Genomic DNA, 17848 nt, shown 5'->3' with positions numbered 1-17848 from the left:
ATGGCCGCTTTGCTGTTTTTCATGACTATAGGTATGAAGGCTGAGAAGCGACGTCAATGGGCGTTGCCAGTGTGGTATGAAGAATGACGATTGACAGGCATGCATTGGGTTTTGGGTATGGCGAGAGGGCCGTTTACGCATCGGATCCCTGGACAACGCGTGGAAGGCTCTATCCGGAATCATCCAGTCCTACGCGCTCCGACTTCCAGCGCGACCGCGACCGCATCGTCCATACGACCGCCTTCCGCCGGTTGAAGCACAAGACCCAGGTCTTCATTGCCCAAGACGGCGATCATTATCGCACGCGCCTTACGCATACGATCGAGGTGGCGCAGGTCGCCCGCGCACTCGCCCGCGCGCTCAAGCTCGACGAGGATCTTGCCGAGGGCGTGGCGCTGGTGCACGACTTCGGCCACACGCCTTTCGGTCATACCGGCGAGGATGCGCTGCACGACGTGCTGAAACCCTATGGCGGTTTCGACCACAATGCCCAGTCGCTGCGCATCGTCACCAAGCTGGAACGGCGCTATGCCGAATTCGACGGCTTGAACCTGACCTGGGAGACGCTGGAAGGCTTGGTCAAGCATAATGGGCCGCTGTTGACGGCCGATGGGAAGGGGACACGCGGGCCGGTGCCGCAACCCATCCTCGATTATTGCGAAATCCACGATCTCGAGATCTCGACCTATGCCAGCCTCGAGGCGCAGGTTGCCGCTATCGCCGACGATATCGCCTACAACACCCACGATATCGATGACGGTCTTCGTTCCGGCTATCTCGATTTCGATATGCTTGAGGATATTCCGTTTCTGGCAGGGCTGATGGCCGAGGTGAGGGATCGTTATCCCAATCTGGAGGCCAGCCGCTTCACCCACGAGATCATGCGCCGCCAGATCACGCGGATGGTCGAGGACGTGATTTCAGTCTCCCAGGCCGCTTTGGCCGAGATCCGGCCTCAGAATGTGCAGGGGATCCGCAGCGCGGACCGAGTCGTCGCCGCCTTTTCGCCGGCCATGGCCGAGACGGACAAGCTGATCAAGCAGATGTTGTTCAAGCGCATCTACCGTCATCCTGATATTATGCGCATACGCGCAGGCGCTGCCCAGATCGTCACCGACCTGTTTCAGGCCTACATGAATGACCCGCGTGAGATGCAGAGCCACTACTGGGTCGATCATATCGCCGGCCTCGCCGATGCAGCCAAAGCCCGCCACGTTGGCGACTATCTTGCGGGCATGACCGATACTTATGCCATCAGTGCCCACAGGCGCTTGTTTGACCAGACTCCGGATTTGCGATAGGCAGCGGTCGCCGGACGACGTTGCTCGGCACAGCCTTTGCATGGAAACAACGATGAACCTCTTTACCGACTTCGAAGCCAGAATTAAGAACGCCCTTGAACAGATTGATATCGTCAAGGAAAAGCGATCCGAGCTCGATTTCGGCCGCATCGCTGTCGAGCCGCCACGCGACCCCAGCCATGGCGATGTTGCAACAAATGCCGCCATGGTGTTGTCCAAGGCGGTCGGAACCAATCCGCGCGCCCTTGCCGACATCATCAGCGCCAAGCTGAAGGAAGATGCCGACATCGCCGACGTCTCGGTGGCCGGGCCGGGTTTCATCAACATCCGTCTGTCCGTCCGTTACTGGCAGGGCCTGCTTGCCACCATGATCAACGAAGGCGAAACCTTTGGTCGCTCCAAGGTCGGCGCCGGTCACAAGGTGAATGTCGAATACGTCTCCGCCAATCCGACGGGACCGATGCATGTCGGCCATTGCCGCGGCGCCGTGGTCGGTGATGCGCTTGCAAACCTGCTCGGCTTTGCCGGCTATGACGTCACCAAGGAATATTACATCAACGACGCCGGCTCGCAGATCGATGTGCTGGCCCGTTCCGTCTTCATTCGTTATCGCGAGGCGCTCGGCGAACAGGTGGGAGAAATCCCTTCCGGCCTTTATCCGGGCGATTACCTTGTTCCCGTCGGCAAGGCGCTGGTGGAGGAGTTCGGCACGAAGTTGCGCGGCATGCCGGAAGAGCAGTGGATGCCCATCGTGAAAGAACGGGCCATCGATGCGATGATGGCGATGATCCGCGAAGATCTGGCGGCGCTGAACGTTCGCCACGACGTGTTCTTTTCCGAGCGGACGCTGCATGCCAATGGCGCAGCATCCATCAGAACAGCCATCAACGATCTGACCTTCAAGGGATATGTCTACAAGGGGGCGCTGCCGCCGCCGAAGGGACAATTGCCGGAGGATTGGGAAGATCGCGAACAGACGTTGTTCCGTTCGACGGAGGTCGGCGACGACATCGACCGGCCGCTGATCAAGTCGGATGGCTCCTATACGTACTTCGCCGCCGACGTTGCCTATTTCAAGAACAAGTACGACCGCGGCTTCAGCGAGATGATCTACGTGCTCGGCGCCGATCACGGAGGCTATGTGAAGCGTCTTGAAGCTGTGGCGCGCGCCGTTTCGGACGGTCAGTCGAAGCTGACGGTCCTGCTTTGCCAACTCGTCAAGCTGTTCCGGAACGGCGAGCCGGTGAAAATGTCGAAGCGCTCCGGCGACTTCGTTACGCTGCGTGACGTGGTCGATGAAGTCGGCCGCGATCCCGTCCGTTTCATGATGCTCTATCGCAAGAATTCCGAGCCGCTGGATTTCGATTTCGCGAAGGTCACCGAGCAGTCCAAGGACAATCCGGTCTTCTACGTGCAATATGCGCACGCCCGCTGCATGTCCGTGTTTAGACAGGCAAAAGAGGCATTTCCGGACCTCGACGTCGGGCCGGCAGATCTGTCGAAAGCCATTGCCGGCGCGATCTCCGATCCGGCCGAATTGCAGCTTGTCGCGAAGCTTGCAGAATTCCCGCGAGTCATAGAAGCTGCAGCCCAATCGCAAGAGCCGCATCGCATTGCTTTTTATCTGTATGACTTGGCCGGTTCCTTCCACGGACACTGGAACAAAGGTAAAGATTTACCGGAATTACGATTTGTTAATGATAAAAACCGAGAATTGAGCATTGCCAGACTTGGGCTGGTGTACGCCGTCGCGTCGGTTTTGAAGTCAGGTCTTGGTATAACCGGGACCGAAGCCCCGGCTGAGATGCGATAAACGTCACCATTTACCCACAATGCGCTGGCATGTAGCCTGTTGCAATTGCGAGTGGATTGGGTAATGGCGGAAAAACAGTTGGCGTATCGCGCAAGCGAAAAGGAAGAGTTCTTTGCGGATGATGATCCGCTTGCAGAACTCGCACGCATTGTTGGTTTCGAACCACGGTCAGCCGCCACGACAGCTCCCGTAACGAGACGCCATGAGCCCGCCTTCGATCTCGAAGACGAGCTCCTGCGCGAATTCGAACGCTACGACGCACCGCGCCTTAGCCCAGTAGACGATATTCCCTTGTCGCTCGAGGACGAGCCGTTCCACGGCGAGGCCGTCTATTCACAGCCTGGCAACAGCAATGATCCGCATGCGGACCATCGGAGGACCGAACCGGAGTTCTCGGAGCTGCAGCCCGAGCCGGAAGCGTTGGTGGACGCCTACGAAACCGGCGATGCAGGCTGGCCTCAGGAAGAGGTTCATCCGGTCGAAGCCGAAGATCTGCATGCGGCCGAATTCGAGCTGCCCCAATATGAACCGGTCGCTGCAGCACCCGTCGCGCCGCAGGCATACGTAGCGCCGCAGGCATACGAACCTGCCGCACCGGCGGTAGAAGAAGCGCGCGATCTCGCTGACGAGCTGGAACTGTCGATCGCAGAATCGTCGGCGAAGCCCGAGGCTCCGGTTGCCCGTGTGCCGCAATGGGCTGCAGCAAGCATTCGCCTGCCGCTTGCCAATTTCAACGCACCGCGTCGCCAGGATACGGCGCCGGAGGTTGTAGAGCCCCCGGTCGAGGAGCCGGTCGCTGCTGCAATGCCCGTCGCTCCGGTAGTGGAAGTGGCGGATGCCCCGTTTGCCGAGGCTGACGTGTCTCTGGCTCCCGAGCTTGGCTTTCCCGCCGAGCAGGATCGGCATGAGTTTCCGTCCGACAGTCGGAGCGCGGATGCTGAGCCGGCTTTCGAAGCATTCCCGGAATTGGAACCCGCTGCTTCGGGCTTCGATCTGGCTGCCGCAGCGAGAGACGGCGATGTACCCTCGGATGCTGCGCTGACCGAACCAGCCTATGCCGAAACATCCCCTTCGCTCGATATCGATGACCTGCTCGACGATGTTTCGCGCTATCCTGTTCCCCAGCGTGCCGTTTCCACAGAACTCGAGCTTCAGCCGAAGCAGGCAGCCGTCGTTGCCCCAGCGCCGGTTATCGCGCCGACCCCCATGGCTGTCGCGCCTGCGTCAGTCGCGGTCGCTCGCCCGGAGCCACGGGAAGAGCCCAAGGCGACGGAAGCCAAGGCGCCTGAACTGGATATCGATGATCCGTTTGCGGATCACGAGTTCGATTTTGACCTCGAAGGTATCGAGCTTGAACTGGCGGATTTCGATTTCACCGAATCGAATACGCGTGAAACCGCGCCTCAGCAGCCGGCCCCTCAAGCCGCGCCGGTTGTTGCACCCGTCGCCGTTGCGCCGCGACCGGTCGTTGCCGAAAGAGCTGTGCAGACCGAGACTCGCGGGCCGACGTCTGCGGTCCCGGTTTCGCCGCCTCCCACTCCTCGGGCAGTCCCCGTGCCACGCCCGGAGCTGGCAGCACGTCCGGCATTCGCTCCCATTCTGCAGGCGCCGGCACCCGTCGTCGCTTCGGTGCCAGTTGCTCCGGTCGCTGTAGAACGCGCACCGCAGCCGACTGTCGATGCAGAGCAGATGTTGCCCTTCGATCCGTCCGAGATTTCAGATACGGACGAACGCATCGAAACCTTCGAAGGGATGCATGTTCCCACTCTGCCTCCGGTGGAGAAGGAAGAGCCGGTCGCTATGCCTCCGGAATACGATTTCGACATCGATGCGGAGATGGCGAGCCTGTTCAACACTCCCGCAAAGGAGACTGCGCCGGAGCCCGCTAATTCCGCTGTCGAGGCTGCAGCGGCAAGCTGGGCAAGGGTGACGTCTACCAAGGCCGCAGAGGTCAAGAAACCCGTCGATGAACTCGACGAATTCGAGCGTGCGCTGGAGGAAGATTTCCGGCGCAGCGTTCGCGAGGCCTCACACGCGCCGGAAAATGTCGCGCGGATGACGTTTGAGGCTTCCAGCATTACGGCGGATCGCCGGCGGGCGCGGTCAATGCGTGGATTGGCGGTTGCTGCTGTTGCCGTCATCGTTGTCGGCACTGGCGCCTATGGTGCCTACAAATGGGTCTCCCATGGTTCGCCCATTATCGCCTCGGGCGAGCCGCGCGTGATCACGGCTGACAAGGATCCGGTCAAGGTCGTTCCGGAGAATCCGGGCGGTAAGGTCGTGCCGAATCAGGATAAGGCGGTCTATGACCGCGTGACCGGTGATGCCGCTCCCGCTCCGAAACAGAAGGAATTGGTATCGTCCAACGAACAGCCGGTCGACGTCGTTCAGAAGACGCTTGTCCCTGAAGTGTCGCCGGATGACAGCGACGGTGGCGATGATGCGCCGGTAGCTTCTACGCCGGTTGGCGAGACCGAGGATCCGCGCCTGCTGCCGAACCAGGGCAGCAACACGGCCAGCGCAAATGCGGACGATCAGGACAATGTCCCCTCGGTATCGCCGCGCAAGGTCCGGACGATGATCGTCAAGGCGGACGGCACGCTGGTTGCTCGCGACGACAGCGCGCCGGCAACAGACAATACGGCCAAGACGGCTGCCACCTCGCCGAAGCTTGCCCCGGCCTCGTCCGCGGCTCCGATAAAGCCGCCGGCAGCTAACCAGACGGCGGTTGCGGATGCTCACGCTTCGGCTATCCATAACGCGTCCGAAGGCGATGCTCCGAGCGCGGAAAGTGCACCGATCCGTGTTGTGAAGACTGCGCCGCTTGCTGAAACGCACGCTCCATCCGCTGCAGCACCTGCTGCCGCGACGGTCGCAAGCGCATCCAATCCGCCCGTCGCCGCTCAAGCTGCACCGACGCCTGTACCTGCCGTTTCCACTCCGGCACAGGATGCGGCGAACAATGCCCCGGCCGCTTCGGACCTCGCGCCGGTTCCGACGTCGCGTCCTGCTCAGCCGGCCAAGGTCGATACGCATCCGGCGCCGGCTCAGACGCAGGTCGCCTCCGTCAATCCGGCTGCTCAGGCGGCGAAACCTGCGCCTGCAGCTGCCGCGGGGGCGGGCGGCTACGTCATGCAGATCGCCTCCTTGCCTTCGGAAGCGGATGCAAAGAAATCTCAGGCTAATCTTTCGGCCAAGTTCGCCAGCGTCATCGGCGGCCACCCGATCGAGGTCAAGAGGTTCGATATTGCCGGCAAGGGCACATACTATCGCGTCCGCGTCGTCGCCGGCACCAAGGACCAGGCAGCCGACCTTTGCGTGCGCTATCGACAGGCTGGCGGCACCTGCCTGATTTCGAAATAACGACGCAGTCGGTCAAGGATTAAGGAACGGCGGGTGGCGACACCCGTCGTTCTTTTTGCTTTAGAGCTTTCCGCTTTTCTTTGAAGCACGGAAACGCTCTATCGCTTTGATTTGGCGCAAGTCCGGACGCAAAACCGCTTCACACTTCTGCTGGAATTGCTCCAGCTTTCCTGTGAATGCTGCCTTGACCTCACTCGCATTTCGCCAGCAGGCCTCTATGATTCGGATATGACCGAATCAAAAGCAATGATCCTGGGCTGTAGCGGCCTCACCATCACAGCCGAAGAGCGTTCCTTTTATCAGGGTGAACAGCCCTGGGGTTTTATCCTCTTCGGACGAAATATCGCGGATCCCAACCAGATATCCGATCTGGTCGCCTCGCTGCGCGATAGCGTCGGCCGCCACGTGCCTGTTCTGATCGACCAGGAAGGGGGAAGGGTGCAGCGCATCCGTCCACCGATCCTGCCGCACTATCCGTCGGGCCAGGCGCTGGGTGATATCTACCGCCGCGACCGCGAACGGGGTCTGCGCGCCGCCTGGCTGATGTCGCGGCTGCATGCCTTCGATCTCCTGAAGTTCGGCATCAATGTCGATTGCCTGCCGGTGCTCGATGTGCCCGTTGAGGGCAGCAGCAACGTCATCGGCAATCGCGCCTATGGCGGTGATCCCGTGACGGTCACGGAAATGGGACGGGCGGCCTCCGAGGGGCTGAAGGCGGGTGGCGTCCTGCCGGTCATGAAGCACATACCCGGCCATGGTCGGGGCTTTGCCGATTCCCATCACGAGCTTCCAGTGGTGACGGTGCCCCGAGCCGAGCTCGAGGCGCATGATTTTGCGCCCTTCATCGCGATGAAGGATGAATTGATGGCCATGACCTGCCACGTGGTTTTCACCGACATCGATCCCACCAATCCGGCAACAACGTCGCGCAAGGTCATAGACGAGATCATCCGCGGTCATATCGGTTTCAAGGGCCTGTTGCTCTCGGATGATACGTCGATGAACGCCCTTTCAGGCACGATTGCGGAGCGGGCTGCGAATATTGTTGCGGGCGGATGCGATATTGTGCTGCATTGCAATGGCGTGATGGACGAGATGCTTCAGGTTGTCCGCAACGTTCCGCCATTGGCGGGAGAAGCGCTTGCTCGGGCGAAGAAGGTTGAGGCAGCCTTCGGCGGCCATGACGACGTAGACGAGGCTGCCATTCGCGCGGAATTTGATGCGATGCTGGCCGTGGCCTGACTGGTAGGGCTTGCCCGGGGGAGCTGACGTTTGAACAGGATCGATGGCATAGAGAAGGTACAGGCGGCGGCAACGCCGATGGACCGGCTGTGGCAGGAAAATGGATCGGAGCGCGCCACGCATGAGCCGGGCTTCGTCATCGACGTCGCCGGGTTTGAAGGCCCGCTCGATCTTCTGTTGCATCTTGCCCGCAACCAGAAGGTCGACCTGTCGCGCATTTCCGTACTAGCGCTGGCTGAGCAATATCTTCTGTTCATCGAGAGCGCCCGGCGCATCCGCATAGAGCTTGCTGCCGACTATCTGGTCATGGCGGCATGGCTTGCCTATCTCAAGTCGCGGCTGCTCATCCCCCAGCAGGCCAAGGACGACGGGCCGACGGGCGAAGAGATGGCGGCAACGCTCGCCTTCCGCCTGAAACGGCTTGAGGCCATGCGCGAGGCGGCGAACGGCCTCGTCAACCGCAATCGGCTGGGACGTGACGTTCATGCTCGCGGCGAGCCCGAGCATATCCCCTATCGTCGCCAATCGGACTATGACGCCAGTCTCTATGATCTCCTGACCGCCTATGCAGGTTTGCGCCAGCGCCAAGCCATCACGCAGGTGACCATCGAGCGGCGGCGCGTGTGGTCGCTCGTTGATGCCCGTACGATCCTGACGCGCATGATAGGCGACATTACTGACTGGACGGCACTGGAGCACTACCTGCTGCGGTACATGACTTCTCCGGAAGAGCGCGTGACCGCGATTGCCAGCGCCTTTGCCGCATCGCTGGAGCTTGTGCGCGAGGGCAAGCTGGAAATCCGGCAGGACGGTGCTTTCGAGCCTCTCTACATGCGACGGGGGCCGAAACATTCGACGCTCCATGTGGCGGAATAGGAGAGGGCAGGTGGCCCATCCGGACGAGATTAACATCGAAGACGCAGACGCAGACGCAGGTCGCATAAACCAGGCTGTGGACGACAACCGTCTGCGGGAGGCGGAACGCATCGCCGAAGCGCTGGTTTTTGCCTCTGCGCAGCCGGTATCGGAAGGTTTTATAGCCGAGCGTCTGCCGAGAGGCATGGACGTGCGCTCGATCATGCTGCGGCTGAGGGAAGACTACGCATCGCGCGGCGTGAACCTCGTGCAGGTCGATGACGCCTGGGCCTTTCGCACTGCCGCCGACCTGTCCTTCGTGATCCGCCGAGACGAGAACGAGGTCAAGAAGCTGTCCCGAGCGGCCCTCGAAGTTCTTGCGATCATTGCTTATCACCAGCCGGTGACGCGCGCCGAGATCGAGGATATCAGAGGTGTCCAAACGTCTCGTGGAACCCTGGATGTCTTGATGGAGGCGGGTTGGGTGCGTTTTCGCGGCCGGCGGCGCACGCCCGGCAGGCCGGTTACCCTTGGAACGACCCGGGATTTCCTCGATCACTTCGGGCTTGAAGAGATACGCGATCTGCCCGGTCTCGAAGAATTGAAGGGCGCGGGGCTGCTATCCGGCCGAATTCCAGCTAACTTTAACATGCCCTCGCCGTTGATGAGCGATGAATTGACCGAGGACGAGGATCCGATCACGCAGATGGATCTCGAAGAGCTTGGCCTCCTGGCGCCGGGCGGCGCTTCGGAAGATTGATCCTTGACTTCCGATTGGCCGTTTCGGGTCTTGGTTTTGCCATTAGCAAGGACGAATATTGATGCTGGGCGGCCCGTTTTTCAGAACTGGCGGCCGCATCGTTTTCATTCAACAAAGCAGCCAGCCTGATGTGAGACATTTTCGTGTTTGAAAAAGTTCGATAAACGTCTTACATCGGGGTAACACGTAACAGGGAGTGACGTAATGGGTTCTTTTAGCATGTGGCACTGGCTGATCGTTCTGGCCATCGTGCTGTTGTTGTTCGGTCGTGGAAAGATCCCGGAACTGATGGGCGATGTTGCCAAAGGCATCAAGAGCTTCAAGAAGGGCATGAGCGACGACGACGCTACCCCGGAAGCGGGCCGTTCTGACCTTGGACGGACTGTCGACCATAAGGCTGACGAAACGAAATAACCACGTTTGGGTGCAGTTGGCTTGATTAGGGCCATCTCTGCATGGGAGCCTTTCTATGTTCGACGTAGGCTGGTCGGAACTGCTCATCATTGCAGTTGTGTTGATCGTGGTCGTTGGTCCGAAGGATTTGCCGCCGATGTTGCGGGCGTTCGGAAAGATGACGGCCCGGGCCCGTAAGGTTGCAGGCGAATTCAGGGCGCAATTTGACGAGGCTCTGCGGGAGGCAGAACTCGACGACGTGCGTCAGACGATTTCGGATGCGCAGAAGCTCAATCCGGTCCACAGTTTGCGGGAAGCGATGAATCCGCTTCGGCAGATGGGAAATGATATCAAGGCTGATCTGCAGCGGGCGTCCACGCCGACGTCAACTGCAACGCCTGCCGTGCCGATGTCCGAGCCTTCCATGGGATTGCCGGAAACGCCGCCGCTGATGACGGAGATTGTTTCGTCCGCTCCTGCTGCAGAGGTCGTACCCCCGGCGCCTGTCGTCGCTCCGCCTCCCGCGGTCGTGACCGAAGAGGTCGTGAAGGCGAAAGTCGTTCGCAAGCCGCGCGCCAAGGCGCCGGCAAAGACGGAAGCAGCTGCAACCGTCTCCGAGACTGTCGCGGAAAAGCCGAAGCGCGCACCTCGCAAGCCGTCGGTTACCGTCCCGGTAGCGGCTGATGCGCCTGCAGCAGCGCCGAAGAAGCGCACGACAGCCAAGAAAAAGGACAATGCATGACCGGTGACATCGACGATAAGCCGCAGCCGCTTATCGAACACCTGATGGAACTGCGCACTCGGCTGATGTGGTCGATCGCGGCGTTCTTCGTTGCCTTCATCGGCTGCTTTGCTTTTGCCAAGCATCTCTTCAATTACCTGGTTTATCCCTACAAGTGGGCGGTTGTCTGGGCGCATCTTGATCTCGCAAAGTCCGAGCTGATCTACACTGCGCCCCAGGAATTCTTCTTCACGCAGGTGAAGGTCGCGATGTTCGGCGCCCTGGTTATCTCCTTCCCGATCATTGCAGCCCAGATATACAAGTTCGTGGCGCCCGGCCTCTACAAGAACGAGCGCTCGGCCTTCCTGCCGTTTTTGATTGCGTCGCCGATCCTGTTCCTGATGGGGGCTGCGCTCGTCTATTTCTTCTTCTGCCCCATGGTCATGTGGTTCTTCCTGAAGATGCAGCAGGCGCCGGCCGATGGTCAGGTGGCGATCTCGCTGTTGCCCAAGGTCTCGGAATATCTGAGCCTGATCATGACGCTGGTTTTCTCCTTCGGCCTCGTGTTCCAGCTGCCGGTCATCACCACGCTTCTGGCACGTGTCGGTCTGCTGACCTCGGATTGGCTTCGGCAGAAGCGCAAGTTCGCGATCGTCTTCGCTTTCATCGTGGCTGCGGTGCTGACGCCGCCCGATCCCATGTCCCAGATCGGTCTTGCACTGCCGACGATCCTTCTCTACGAGATTTCCATCTACGCGGCGCGACTCGTGGAGCGTCAGCGCAGTCGGCAAGCGCTCGAAGAGAATGAAGGGTCGACAGAGATTGCCCACACGGACAATGACTGAGCGATAGGCCCAACACCCCTTCCATAGCGGAAATTGCCGATCCGATCTCCGGTTGAAGCTTTATCGAGCTTCGGCCGGAGCCGTTTTATTTGCAACGACCTGGAACGACGATGCTTGATATCAGATGGATCCGTGAGAATCCCGAGGCCCTCGATGCAGCGCTGGCCAAGCGCGGCGCGGAGCCCTTGTCGCAAGGCCTCATCGCGCTCGACGAGAAGCGCCGTTCCGTCATCCAGTCCGTTCAGGACATGCAGTCCCGTCGCAATGCCGCCTCCAAGGAAATTGGTGCGGCGATGGCGCAGAAGAATTCCGAGCTTGCCGAAAAACTGAAGGCCGAGGTCGCTGACATCAAGGTCACGCTTCCCGCTGCCGAAGACGAAGAACGGCAGCTGACCGCGGAGCTCAATGACGCCCTGTCGCGCATCCCGAACATTCCGCTGGATGACGTGCCGGTTGGCAAGGACGAGCACGACAACGTCGTCAAGCGCGTTGTCGGCGAAAAGCCGCGCTGGAACCACAAGGCCAAGGAACACTACGAAATCGGCGAAGCGCTCGGCTATATGGATTTCGAGCGGGCCGCCAAGCTTTCCGGTTCGCGCTTCACCGTTCTGACCTCGCAGCTCGCCCGCCTCGAGCGTGCGCTGGGACAGTTCATGATCGATCTTCACACCGGCGAACACGGCTATACCGAAGTCTCGTCGCCGCTGATGGTTCGGGACGAGGCAATGTTCGGCACAGGGCAGTTGCCGAAATTCGCGGAAGATCTGTTCAAGACCACGGACGGACGCTGGCTGATCCCAACCGCCGAAGTGACGTTGACCAATCTGGTCTCGGGCGAAATCCTCGATCAGGAAAAGCTGCCGCTGCGCTTTACGGCGCTGACGCCGTCCTTCCGGTCGGAAGCAGGCTCCGCCGGCCGCGATACGCGCGGCATGCTGCGCCAGCACCAGTTCTGGAAATGCGAACTGGTCTCCATCACCGATGCCGAAAGCGCGATCGAGGAACACGAAAGGATGACGGCCTGTGCCGAAGAAGTCCTGAAACGTCTCGGCCTGCATTTCCGCACCATGACGCTCTGCACCGGCGACATGGGCTTTGGCGCGCGCAAGACCTACGACCTGGAAGTCTGGCTGCCGGGTCAGGACACCTTCCGCGAAATCTCGTCCTGCTCCGTCTGCGGAGATTTCCAGGGCCGCCGCATGAATGCCCGCTATCGCGGCAAGGACGACAAGGCGACGAAGTTTGTTCACACGCTGAACGGCTCGGGCACAGCCGTCGGTCGCTGCCTTATCGCGGTGCTGGAGAATTATCTCAACGAAGACGGTTCCGTTACTATTCCGGACGTCCTGTTGCCCTATATGGGTGGTCTGAAGAAGATCGAACGGGCAGCTTAAGGCGGGTTAGGGCATGCGCATCCTTCTGACCAATGACGACGGCATCCACGCCGAGGGGCTGGCTGCCCTTGAACGCATTGCCCGCACCCTTTCCGACGATGTCTGGATCGTAGCACCTGAGACGGATCAGAGCGGCCTTGCGCACTCGCTCAGTCTCTCGGAACCGTTGCGCCTGCGCAAGGTTGCGGACAAGCATTACGCTTTGCGCGGTACACCGACGGATTGCGTCATCATGGGCATCCGCCAGGTGATGGATATCAAGCCGGATCTGGTGCTGTCAGGCGTCAATTCCGGATCCAACGTCGCCGATGACGTGACCTATTCCGGAACGATCGCAGGGGCGATCGAGGGGACGTTGCAGGGCGTTCGCTCCTTCGCCCTCAGCCAGGCCTATTCCTATGACGGTGGAACCAGGGTTGTCCCCTGGGAAGTCGTCGAGGCGCATGCGCCGGATCTCCTGACCAAGCTCATCGACCTTGACCTGCCCGACGGCACCTTCCTCAATCTGAATTTCCCCAACTGTCGTCCCGACGAGGTCGATGGCGTCGAAGTGACAGCGCAGGGTAACCTTGCCTTCAATCTGCAGGTTGAGGAACGCGCCGACGGTCGAGGTTTCCCCTATTACTGGCTGCGCTTCGGCGAGCGCAGCGGCAATTTCCGGCCCGGCACCGATATCCACGCCCTGAAAGAAAACCGCATTTCGGTAACGCCTTTGAAACTCGATCTGACGGATTATTCGGTGCAAGACCGCGTGGCGCGGGCGCTCGGGTATGGAGTAGCGGATTGACACCTCGATTGGTGGAGAAGGAAGGCTTCGCAGCCGTGGTCCTGCGAATGCGCGCCGAAGGCATATCAGACATCGATCTCCTCACCGCCGTCGAACAGACGCCGCGATCCCTGTTTGCACCGCCACAATTCTCCGATGACGCCTATTCCAGCCATACGATCCCCATCGATTGCGGCTCCTTCATGGAGGGCGTCGATCTCGTCGTGCGCCTGCTGCATCATCTGAAGGTGAAGCCCGGGCATCGGGTACTGGAAGTCGGCACCGGCAGCGGCTTTACCGCCGCCGTCATGGGGCGCATGGCCGAACGCGTCCTGACGATTGATCGATACAAGACGCTGGTAACATCAGCGCAGAAGCGGATGGATGCGCTGAGCCTGCGCAACGTCATCATCCGCCAGGCCGACGGCAGCACGGGATTGCAGGGCGAGGGTACCTTCGACCGGATTTTGGTGACGGCAGCCTTCAACGCCATGCCCCGCTTCTATGCCGATCAGCTCGTGTCAGGCGGCTCGATGCTCGCGCCGTTGATGATTTCCGAAAACTACTGCCGCATGGTGCGGCTGACCAAGACCGGAAGCCGCTTCGAGCGCGAGGAGCTGTTCCAGGTTCCTTATCTTCCGGTCGTGCCGCTGGTTGCCTCTTATCTCTGAGGCAGGAATTTGATCGCCGGCCCTTCAGCCTTTGCGGCGGCGGTAGAAATTTCTTCTATGGTTAGCAATTCCTCAAAAAAACGCATGTGACCCCAGTGCTTTAACCGCATGGTAAGATTAACGCGTTCTAATTAGACCCACAAATGGTTGCGTCTTAAGTGGGTCGAGTCATGCGTTTCAGTCTTTCGTCACAGTTCGGTAAGTCGACGGGTAAAGTCCTTATGGCGGCTTTTCTGGCGAGCGCCGCGACGGCTTGCAGCTCCGACGCAACGCGTTTCGGGGGTCTCTTTTCAAATTCGGATCAGATCACCACAAACTCGATCCCGCATCGGAACCTGAATGGTCTCGACGGCGATCCTGTGCCGCGTGCTGATGTCTCCCAGGGTGGAGGCGGCTATCGGCAGCAGCAGGATTATTCCTCGCGCAACACGGCAATGAACCAGCCTTATCCGGCAGCGCCGGAGAGCTATAAGCCGGCCTATTCCAGCGCTCGCGTGGCTTCCGCGCCCGTCGTGGTTCAGCGCTCCGAGCTCGCTGCGCCGAGCGTTTCCTCTTCGCCTGCTCCGGCCCCGGTTGCGTCCCGCGCCGAACGGGAGGCTCTTGCTCAGCCATTCCCCGCAAGCCGGAACGAGAGCGCCCGGGCATCTGCGCCGCGTCTTACGCCTGATCCGATGTCCACAGGCACCACGCCGAAGACTGCGGCACAGACATCGGGCTGGACCGCGATGAATGCGCCGAGCGTCACGCTGGGCGCCGGCGAGACTGTTACGACACTCTCGCGCCGTTATGGCGTGCCGGAGAAGGAAATTCTCAAGGCCAACGGCCTGAAGACTGCTACGTCGGCAGCGCCCGGCCAGCGGATCATCATCCCGACCATGAATGGCGGCGCCCCTGTCGCCCCGGCAAAGACCGCATCCCAGGCGGTGGACCTGTCCAAGGGCGGCAAGATGCCTGCTCCCGCCAAGGCACCGGAACAGGATGCGGCCGTGCTGCCGAATGGCGGCGCTCAGCGCGACAAGTGGCAGGTCGGTCCGAGCGGTGCGGGCGACAAGCTCGCTGCCGGCGCAGGCAAGGGACCGGCACCCGCCGGCGGCACCTATGTGGTCAAACCGGGTGACTCGCTTGCGAAGATCGCTAAGGAAACCGGCGTCCATATCGATGATCTGAAGGCCGCAAATGAAATCGACAAGGGCGGCATCCGCATCGGCCAGACGCTGAAGCTGCCTCATGGCGGCACGCAGCCTGCCGATCCGATCAAGACGGCATCCATCGCCCCGCAGAAGCCGGTGGTGAAGGCTGTTGCAACGACGGCCCCAGCTAGCAACCCGCAGCCGACACCTGTGAAGGCTGACGCCGGTCCGGCGCCTGTCGCAACCCAGTCGGTCGGCGACGCCGAACAGAAATCGGATGTCGCAGCCGCTGCACCGGAATCGACCGGCATTGGCAAATATCGCTGGCCGGTACGCGGCGCGGTCATTGCGGGCTACGGCGCGAATGTCGACGGCAACCGTAACGACGGCATCGATATTTCGGTACCGGAAGGCACGCCGATCAAGGCTGCGGAGAACGGTGTGGTCATCTACGCAGGCAATGGTCTGAAGGAACTGGGCAACACGGTTCTGGTGCGTCACGACGATGGTACCGTCACCGTCTACGGTCACGCAGACCAGCTGAGCGTCACCCGCGGTCAGAAGGTCCAGCGCGGCCAGACCGTCGCAACCTCGGGCATGAGCGGCAACGCCAAGCAGCCGACGCTCCACTTCGAAGTCCGCAAGAACGCATCCCCGGTCAACCCGATGACATTCCTTGAGTAGGTAAAGCGTCTCATGGAGTCTGCAAAAAGCCCGGTAACTCCGGGCTTTTTGTCGTTTTAGGCGCATTCGACGGCAGATACGACTAACGGCGACGAAGCATTGGTGTGACAGCTACGCGCCAATGGCGGGCAAAACCAATTGGCAGGCACGACCTCACATTTTGTCGATGATCGACGGCACGCCTTCAGATGCCTCGGGAAGTCGTGCGGCGTTTTGAATAGCCGGAATAATGTCCTCAACGCGATCAACAACTATTGGCTGGATCAGATGTCGGCTATGTAGAAATCCGACTTTTTCCATGTGCTCGATCATGGAGAGCATTGGATCCCAAAAGCCCAAAATATTGGCGAAGACCATGGGCTTTCGATGTTGCCCTAACTGCGCCCAAGTCATGATCTCGACGATCTCTTCGACAGTTCCTATTCCACCCGGCAGAGCGACAAAGGCATCGGAGCGCTGGAACATGGCGTGTTTACGCTCATGCATCGTTTCGGTGACGGTCAAATCATCGAAAATCTTCAGTGCATCCGTGGTAGATTCACGGTTTGCCAGGAACTTTGGAATGATCGCGCCGACCTTGCCACCGTTTTTCAGCGCCGAGAGGCCGACAGCGCCCATCACACCGCTGGTGCCACCCCCATAGATTAGTTCCAGCCCCGCCTTAGCGATGGCCGCACCCAGCTTTTCACCGGCTTCAACGAAAGCAACATCGTTACCCGTCGAAGAACCACAATATACACAAAGTGAAGCAATGTTTGTCATTGCGTCATAAACATTAAGGCAGCAACTCTAGTCAAGAGAGGTGATGGCGCGTTTGGCCCGAGAGCAGTCACGGCATCGCGCCCTCACTGCGCCAGAAGCGATCACGACACCCGCAGGCGTCGCTTCTTTCGATCATTGCCACTGGCACAGAATGACTTATGCTCCGCCCCGTATTTTTGTTAGAAAGCGGGGACGTTTCATGTTCTGCGCATTGCTACGCCTGCCATTTGCCGCCTTCCTTTTTCTCCTCGTCTGGACAGCCGCTCATGCCGATGAAGTCCTGACTTACAAATGGCAGGGCATAGATCGCACCGCGATCCTGCATATTCCCAAAGGCGTGGCTGGACATCCCGCACCACTTGTCATCGTAATGTACGGGTCCGACGACAAAGCGGCCAATTTCCAGAAAAACAGCGGATTTGATCCCATCGCGGATCGGGAGAACTTCATCACGCTTTACCCGGAAGCGATCGATGGCGCCTGGAACATCAAATCAAGGAAACCGCTCATCAACGGCGAGCCGGTCGATGATATCGGTTTTTTCCGCACCATGATCGACGATCTGGTGAGCCGGAAGATTGCCGACGGGACAAGAGTTTATGCCACGGGCTTTTCGTTTGGCGCGCTGATGACTTATACCTTGGCCTGCGCGCTTCCTGACAGGATCGCCGCGATTGCTCCGGTCGCCAGCGCGATTAACGAAGCACAGGTCGAAGATTGCAAGTCCGGCCACGCCATGCCAGTCATGATGGTGAACGGCACGAGCGACGACGTGCAACGTTACGATGGCTATATCAAGTCATTCGGAAGGCTGCTTTCAGTTCCCGAGGCAACCGAATATTGGCGACGGATCGACGGATGCACCGGGGAAAATGTCACGCCGCTGCGGCATCTTGATCCGCATGACCTGACCCGCGCGAGCCTGGTCCAATGGACCGGATGCCGGGCCGAGACTGGGGTTGAACTCTATCGCATCGAAAACGGCGGCCATTGCTGGCCCCGTCTTGCCAAGCCCAATGCCAGCGCCGGTAACGATGATCCGGTGGACGGCCCGCGTTTCGGCGGATGCAGCGGCGATATCGAGACGGCGGTCGAAGTGTGGAACTTCTTCAGACAATATCACGGCGCATGATCGAAAAAGAGGCGAA

Annotated in this window: 15 protein-coding genes; 14 read left to right on the top strand and 1 reads right to left on the bottom strand. The window is 60.0% G+C overall.

The annotated features are described in order from the left end of the window. Positions 1 to 83 precede the first annotated feature (83 nt). The 13 genes from EV561_RS00325 (at position 84) to EV561_RS00265 (ending at position 15938) form a co-directional block, all read left to right on the top strand. On the top strand, positions 84 to 1301 hold the full coding sequence (locus EV561_RS00325; RefSeq protein WP_132516498.1) for a deoxyguanosinetriphosphate triphosphohydrolase: 1218 nt from the start codon (positions 84 to 86) through the stop codon (positions 1299 to 1301). A 52-nt stretch (positions 1302 to 1353) separates the two neighbouring features. Then, complete coding sequence (gene argS, locus EV561_RS00320; RefSeq protein WP_132516496.1) at positions 1354 to 3114, top strand: arginine--tRNA ligase; 1761 nt, start codon at positions 1354 to 1356, stop codon at positions 3112 to 3114. A gap of 63 nt (positions 3115 to 3177) precedes the next feature. After that, positions 3178 to 6477 carry an SPOR domain-containing protein gene (locus tag EV561_RS00315; protein ID WP_132516494.1) on the top strand — a complete coding sequence of 1100 codons (3300 nt, stop codon included), beginning with the start codon at positions 3178 to 3180 and terminating at the stop codon, positions 6475 to 6477. 228 nt (positions 6478 to 6705) lie between these two features. Beyond that, positions 6706 to 7719, top strand: coding sequence for a beta-N-acetylhexosaminidase (gene nagZ / locus EV561_RS00310; RefSeq protein WP_132516492.1), 1014 nt, complete (start codon positions 6706 to 6708; stop codon positions 7717 to 7719). Between the two features lie 30 nt (positions 7720 to 7749). After that, positions 7750 to 8595, top strand: a complete 846-nt coding sequence (locus EV561_RS00305) for a ScpA family protein (protein ID WP_132516490.1) — start codon at positions 7750 to 7752, stop codon at positions 8593 to 8595. Positions 8596 to 8659: 64 nt separating this feature from the next. Next, complete coding sequence (scpB, locus tag EV561_RS00300; protein WP_245512582.1) at positions 8660 to 9334, top strand: SMC-Scp complex subunit ScpB; 675 nt, start codon at positions 8660 to 8662, stop codon at positions 9332 to 9334. A 204-nt stretch (positions 9335 to 9538) separates the two neighbouring features. After that, positions 9539 to 9748 carry a twin-arginine translocase TatA/TatE family subunit gene (locus EV561_RS00295; protein WP_132516486.1) on the top strand — a complete coding sequence of 70 codons (210 nt, stop codon included), beginning with the start codon at positions 9539 to 9541 and terminating at the stop codon, positions 9746 to 9748. Positions 9749 to 9803: 55 nt separating this feature from the next. Continuing rightward, entirely contained in the window at positions 9804 to 10469 is a 666-nt protein-coding gene (gene tatB / locus EV561_RS00290; RefSeq protein ID WP_132516484.1) for a Sec-independent protein translocase protein TatB, read from the top strand. After that, positions 10466 to 11293 carry a twin-arginine translocase subunit TatC gene (gene tatC, locus EV561_RS00285; RefSeq protein WP_132516482.1) on the top strand — a complete coding sequence of 276 codons (828 nt, stop codon included), beginning with the start codon at positions 10466 to 10468 and terminating at the stop codon, positions 11291 to 11293. The genes tatB and tatC overlap by 4 nt, the downstream gene beginning before the upstream one ends. Positions 11294 to 11403: 110 nt before the next feature. Continuing rightward, a complete protein-coding gene (gene serS, locus EV561_RS00280) occupies positions 11404 to 12687 on the top strand; it encodes a serine--tRNA ligase (RefSeq protein WP_132516480.1) in 1284 nt (427 codons plus the stop codon). Positions 12688 to 12700: 13 nt separating this feature from the next. Next, the gene (gene surE, locus EV561_RS00275; RefSeq protein WP_132516478.1) at positions 12701 to 13474 is read left to right on the top strand and encodes a 5'/3'-nucleotidase SurE; all 774 of its coding nucleotides are present in this window, start codon (positions 12701 to 12703) and stop codon (positions 13472 to 13474) included. Beyond that, the gene (locus tag EV561_RS00270; protein WP_132516476.1) at positions 13471 to 14124 is read left to right on the top strand and encodes a protein-L-isoaspartate(D-aspartate) O-methyltransferase; all 654 of its coding nucleotides are present in this window, start codon (positions 13471 to 13473) and stop codon (positions 14122 to 14124) included. The genes surE and EV561_RS00270 overlap by 4 nt, the downstream gene beginning before the upstream one ends. A gap of 170 nt (positions 14125 to 14294) precedes the next feature. Beyond that, positions 14295 to 15938, top strand: a complete 1644-nt coding sequence (locus tag EV561_RS00265) for a peptidoglycan DD-metalloendopeptidase family protein (RefSeq protein ID WP_132516474.1) — start codon at positions 14295 to 14297, stop codon at positions 15936 to 15938. 153 nt (positions 15939 to 16091) lie between these two features. Here EV561_RS00265 and EV561_RS00260 read toward each other — a convergent pair whose 3' ends face one another. Beyond that, positions 16092 to 16700: a TIGR00730 family Rossman fold protein gene (locus EV561_RS00260; protein ID WP_132516472.1), complete on the bottom strand. Its 609-nt coding sequence runs from the start codon at positions 16698 to 16700 to the stop codon at positions 16092 to 16094. Between the two features lie 199 nt (positions 16701 to 16899). Between EV561_RS00260 and EV561_RS00255 the strand changes: the two genes are divergently transcribed. After that, positions 16900 to 17832, top strand: coding sequence for a PHB depolymerase family esterase (locus tag EV561_RS00255; protein WP_165927725.1), 933 nt, complete (start codon positions 16900 to 16902; stop codon positions 17830 to 17832). Positions 17833 to 17848 lie beyond the last annotated feature (16 nt).

Origin of the sequence: Rhizobium sp. BK376, assembly GCF_004341625.1 — a bacterium.
Classification (GTDB): domain Bacteria; phylum Pseudomonadota; class Alphaproteobacteria; order Rhizobiales; family Rhizobiaceae; genus Rhizobium.
This window is presented reverse-complemented; position numbering and strand designations above follow the sequence as displayed.

What these genes read in the sequence shown, in the direction of transcription:
- tatB (WP_132516484.1), top strand. Translation starts at nt 9,804, where the DNA reads ATGTTCGACGTAGGCTGGTCGGAACTGCTCATCATTGCAGTTGTGTTG.
- serS (WP_132516480.1), top strand. Translation starts at nt 11,404, where the DNA reads ATGCTTGATATCAGATGGATCCGTGAGAATCCCGAGGCCCTCGATGCA.
- tatC (WP_132516482.1), top strand. Translation starts at nt 10,466, where the DNA reads ATGACCGGTGACATCGACGATAAGCCGCAGCCGCTTATCGAACACCTG.
- EV561_RS00260 (WP_132516472.1), bottom strand. Translation starts at nt 16,700, where the DNA reads ATGACAAACATTGCTTCACTTTGTGTATATTGTGGTTCTTCGACGGGT.
- EV561_RS00315 (WP_132516494.1), top strand. Translation starts at nt 3,178, where the DNA reads ATGGCGGAAAAACAGTTGGCGTATCGCGCAAGCGAAAAGGAAGAGTTC.
- EV561_RS00255 (WP_165927725.1), top strand. Translation starts at nt 16,900, where the DNA reads ATGTTCTGCGCATTGCTACGCCTGCCATTTGCCGCCTTCCTTTTTCTC.
- EV561_RS00265 (WP_132516474.1), top strand. Translation starts at nt 14,295, where the DNA reads ATGCGTTTCAGTCTTTCGTCACAGTTCGGTAAGTCGACGGGTAAAGTC.
- nagZ (WP_132516492.1), top strand. Translation starts at nt 6,706, where the DNA reads ATGACCGAATCAAAAGCAATGATCCTGGGCTGTAGCGGCCTCACCATC.
- EV561_RS00295 (WP_132516486.1), top strand. Translation starts at nt 9,539, where the DNA reads ATGGGTTCTTTTAGCATGTGGCACTGGCTGATCGTTCTGGCCATCGTG.
- surE (WP_132516478.1), top strand. Translation starts at nt 12,701, where the DNA reads ATGCGCATCCTTCTGACCAATGACGACGGCATCCACGCCGAGGGGCTG.
- argS (WP_132516496.1), top strand. Translation starts at nt 1,354, where the DNA reads ATGAACCTCTTTACCGACTTCGAAGCCAGAATTAAGAACGCCCTTGAA.
- EV561_RS00325 (WP_132516498.1), top strand. Translation starts at nt 84, where the DNA reads ATGACGATTGACAGGCATGCATTGGGTTTTGGGTATGGCGAGAGGGCC.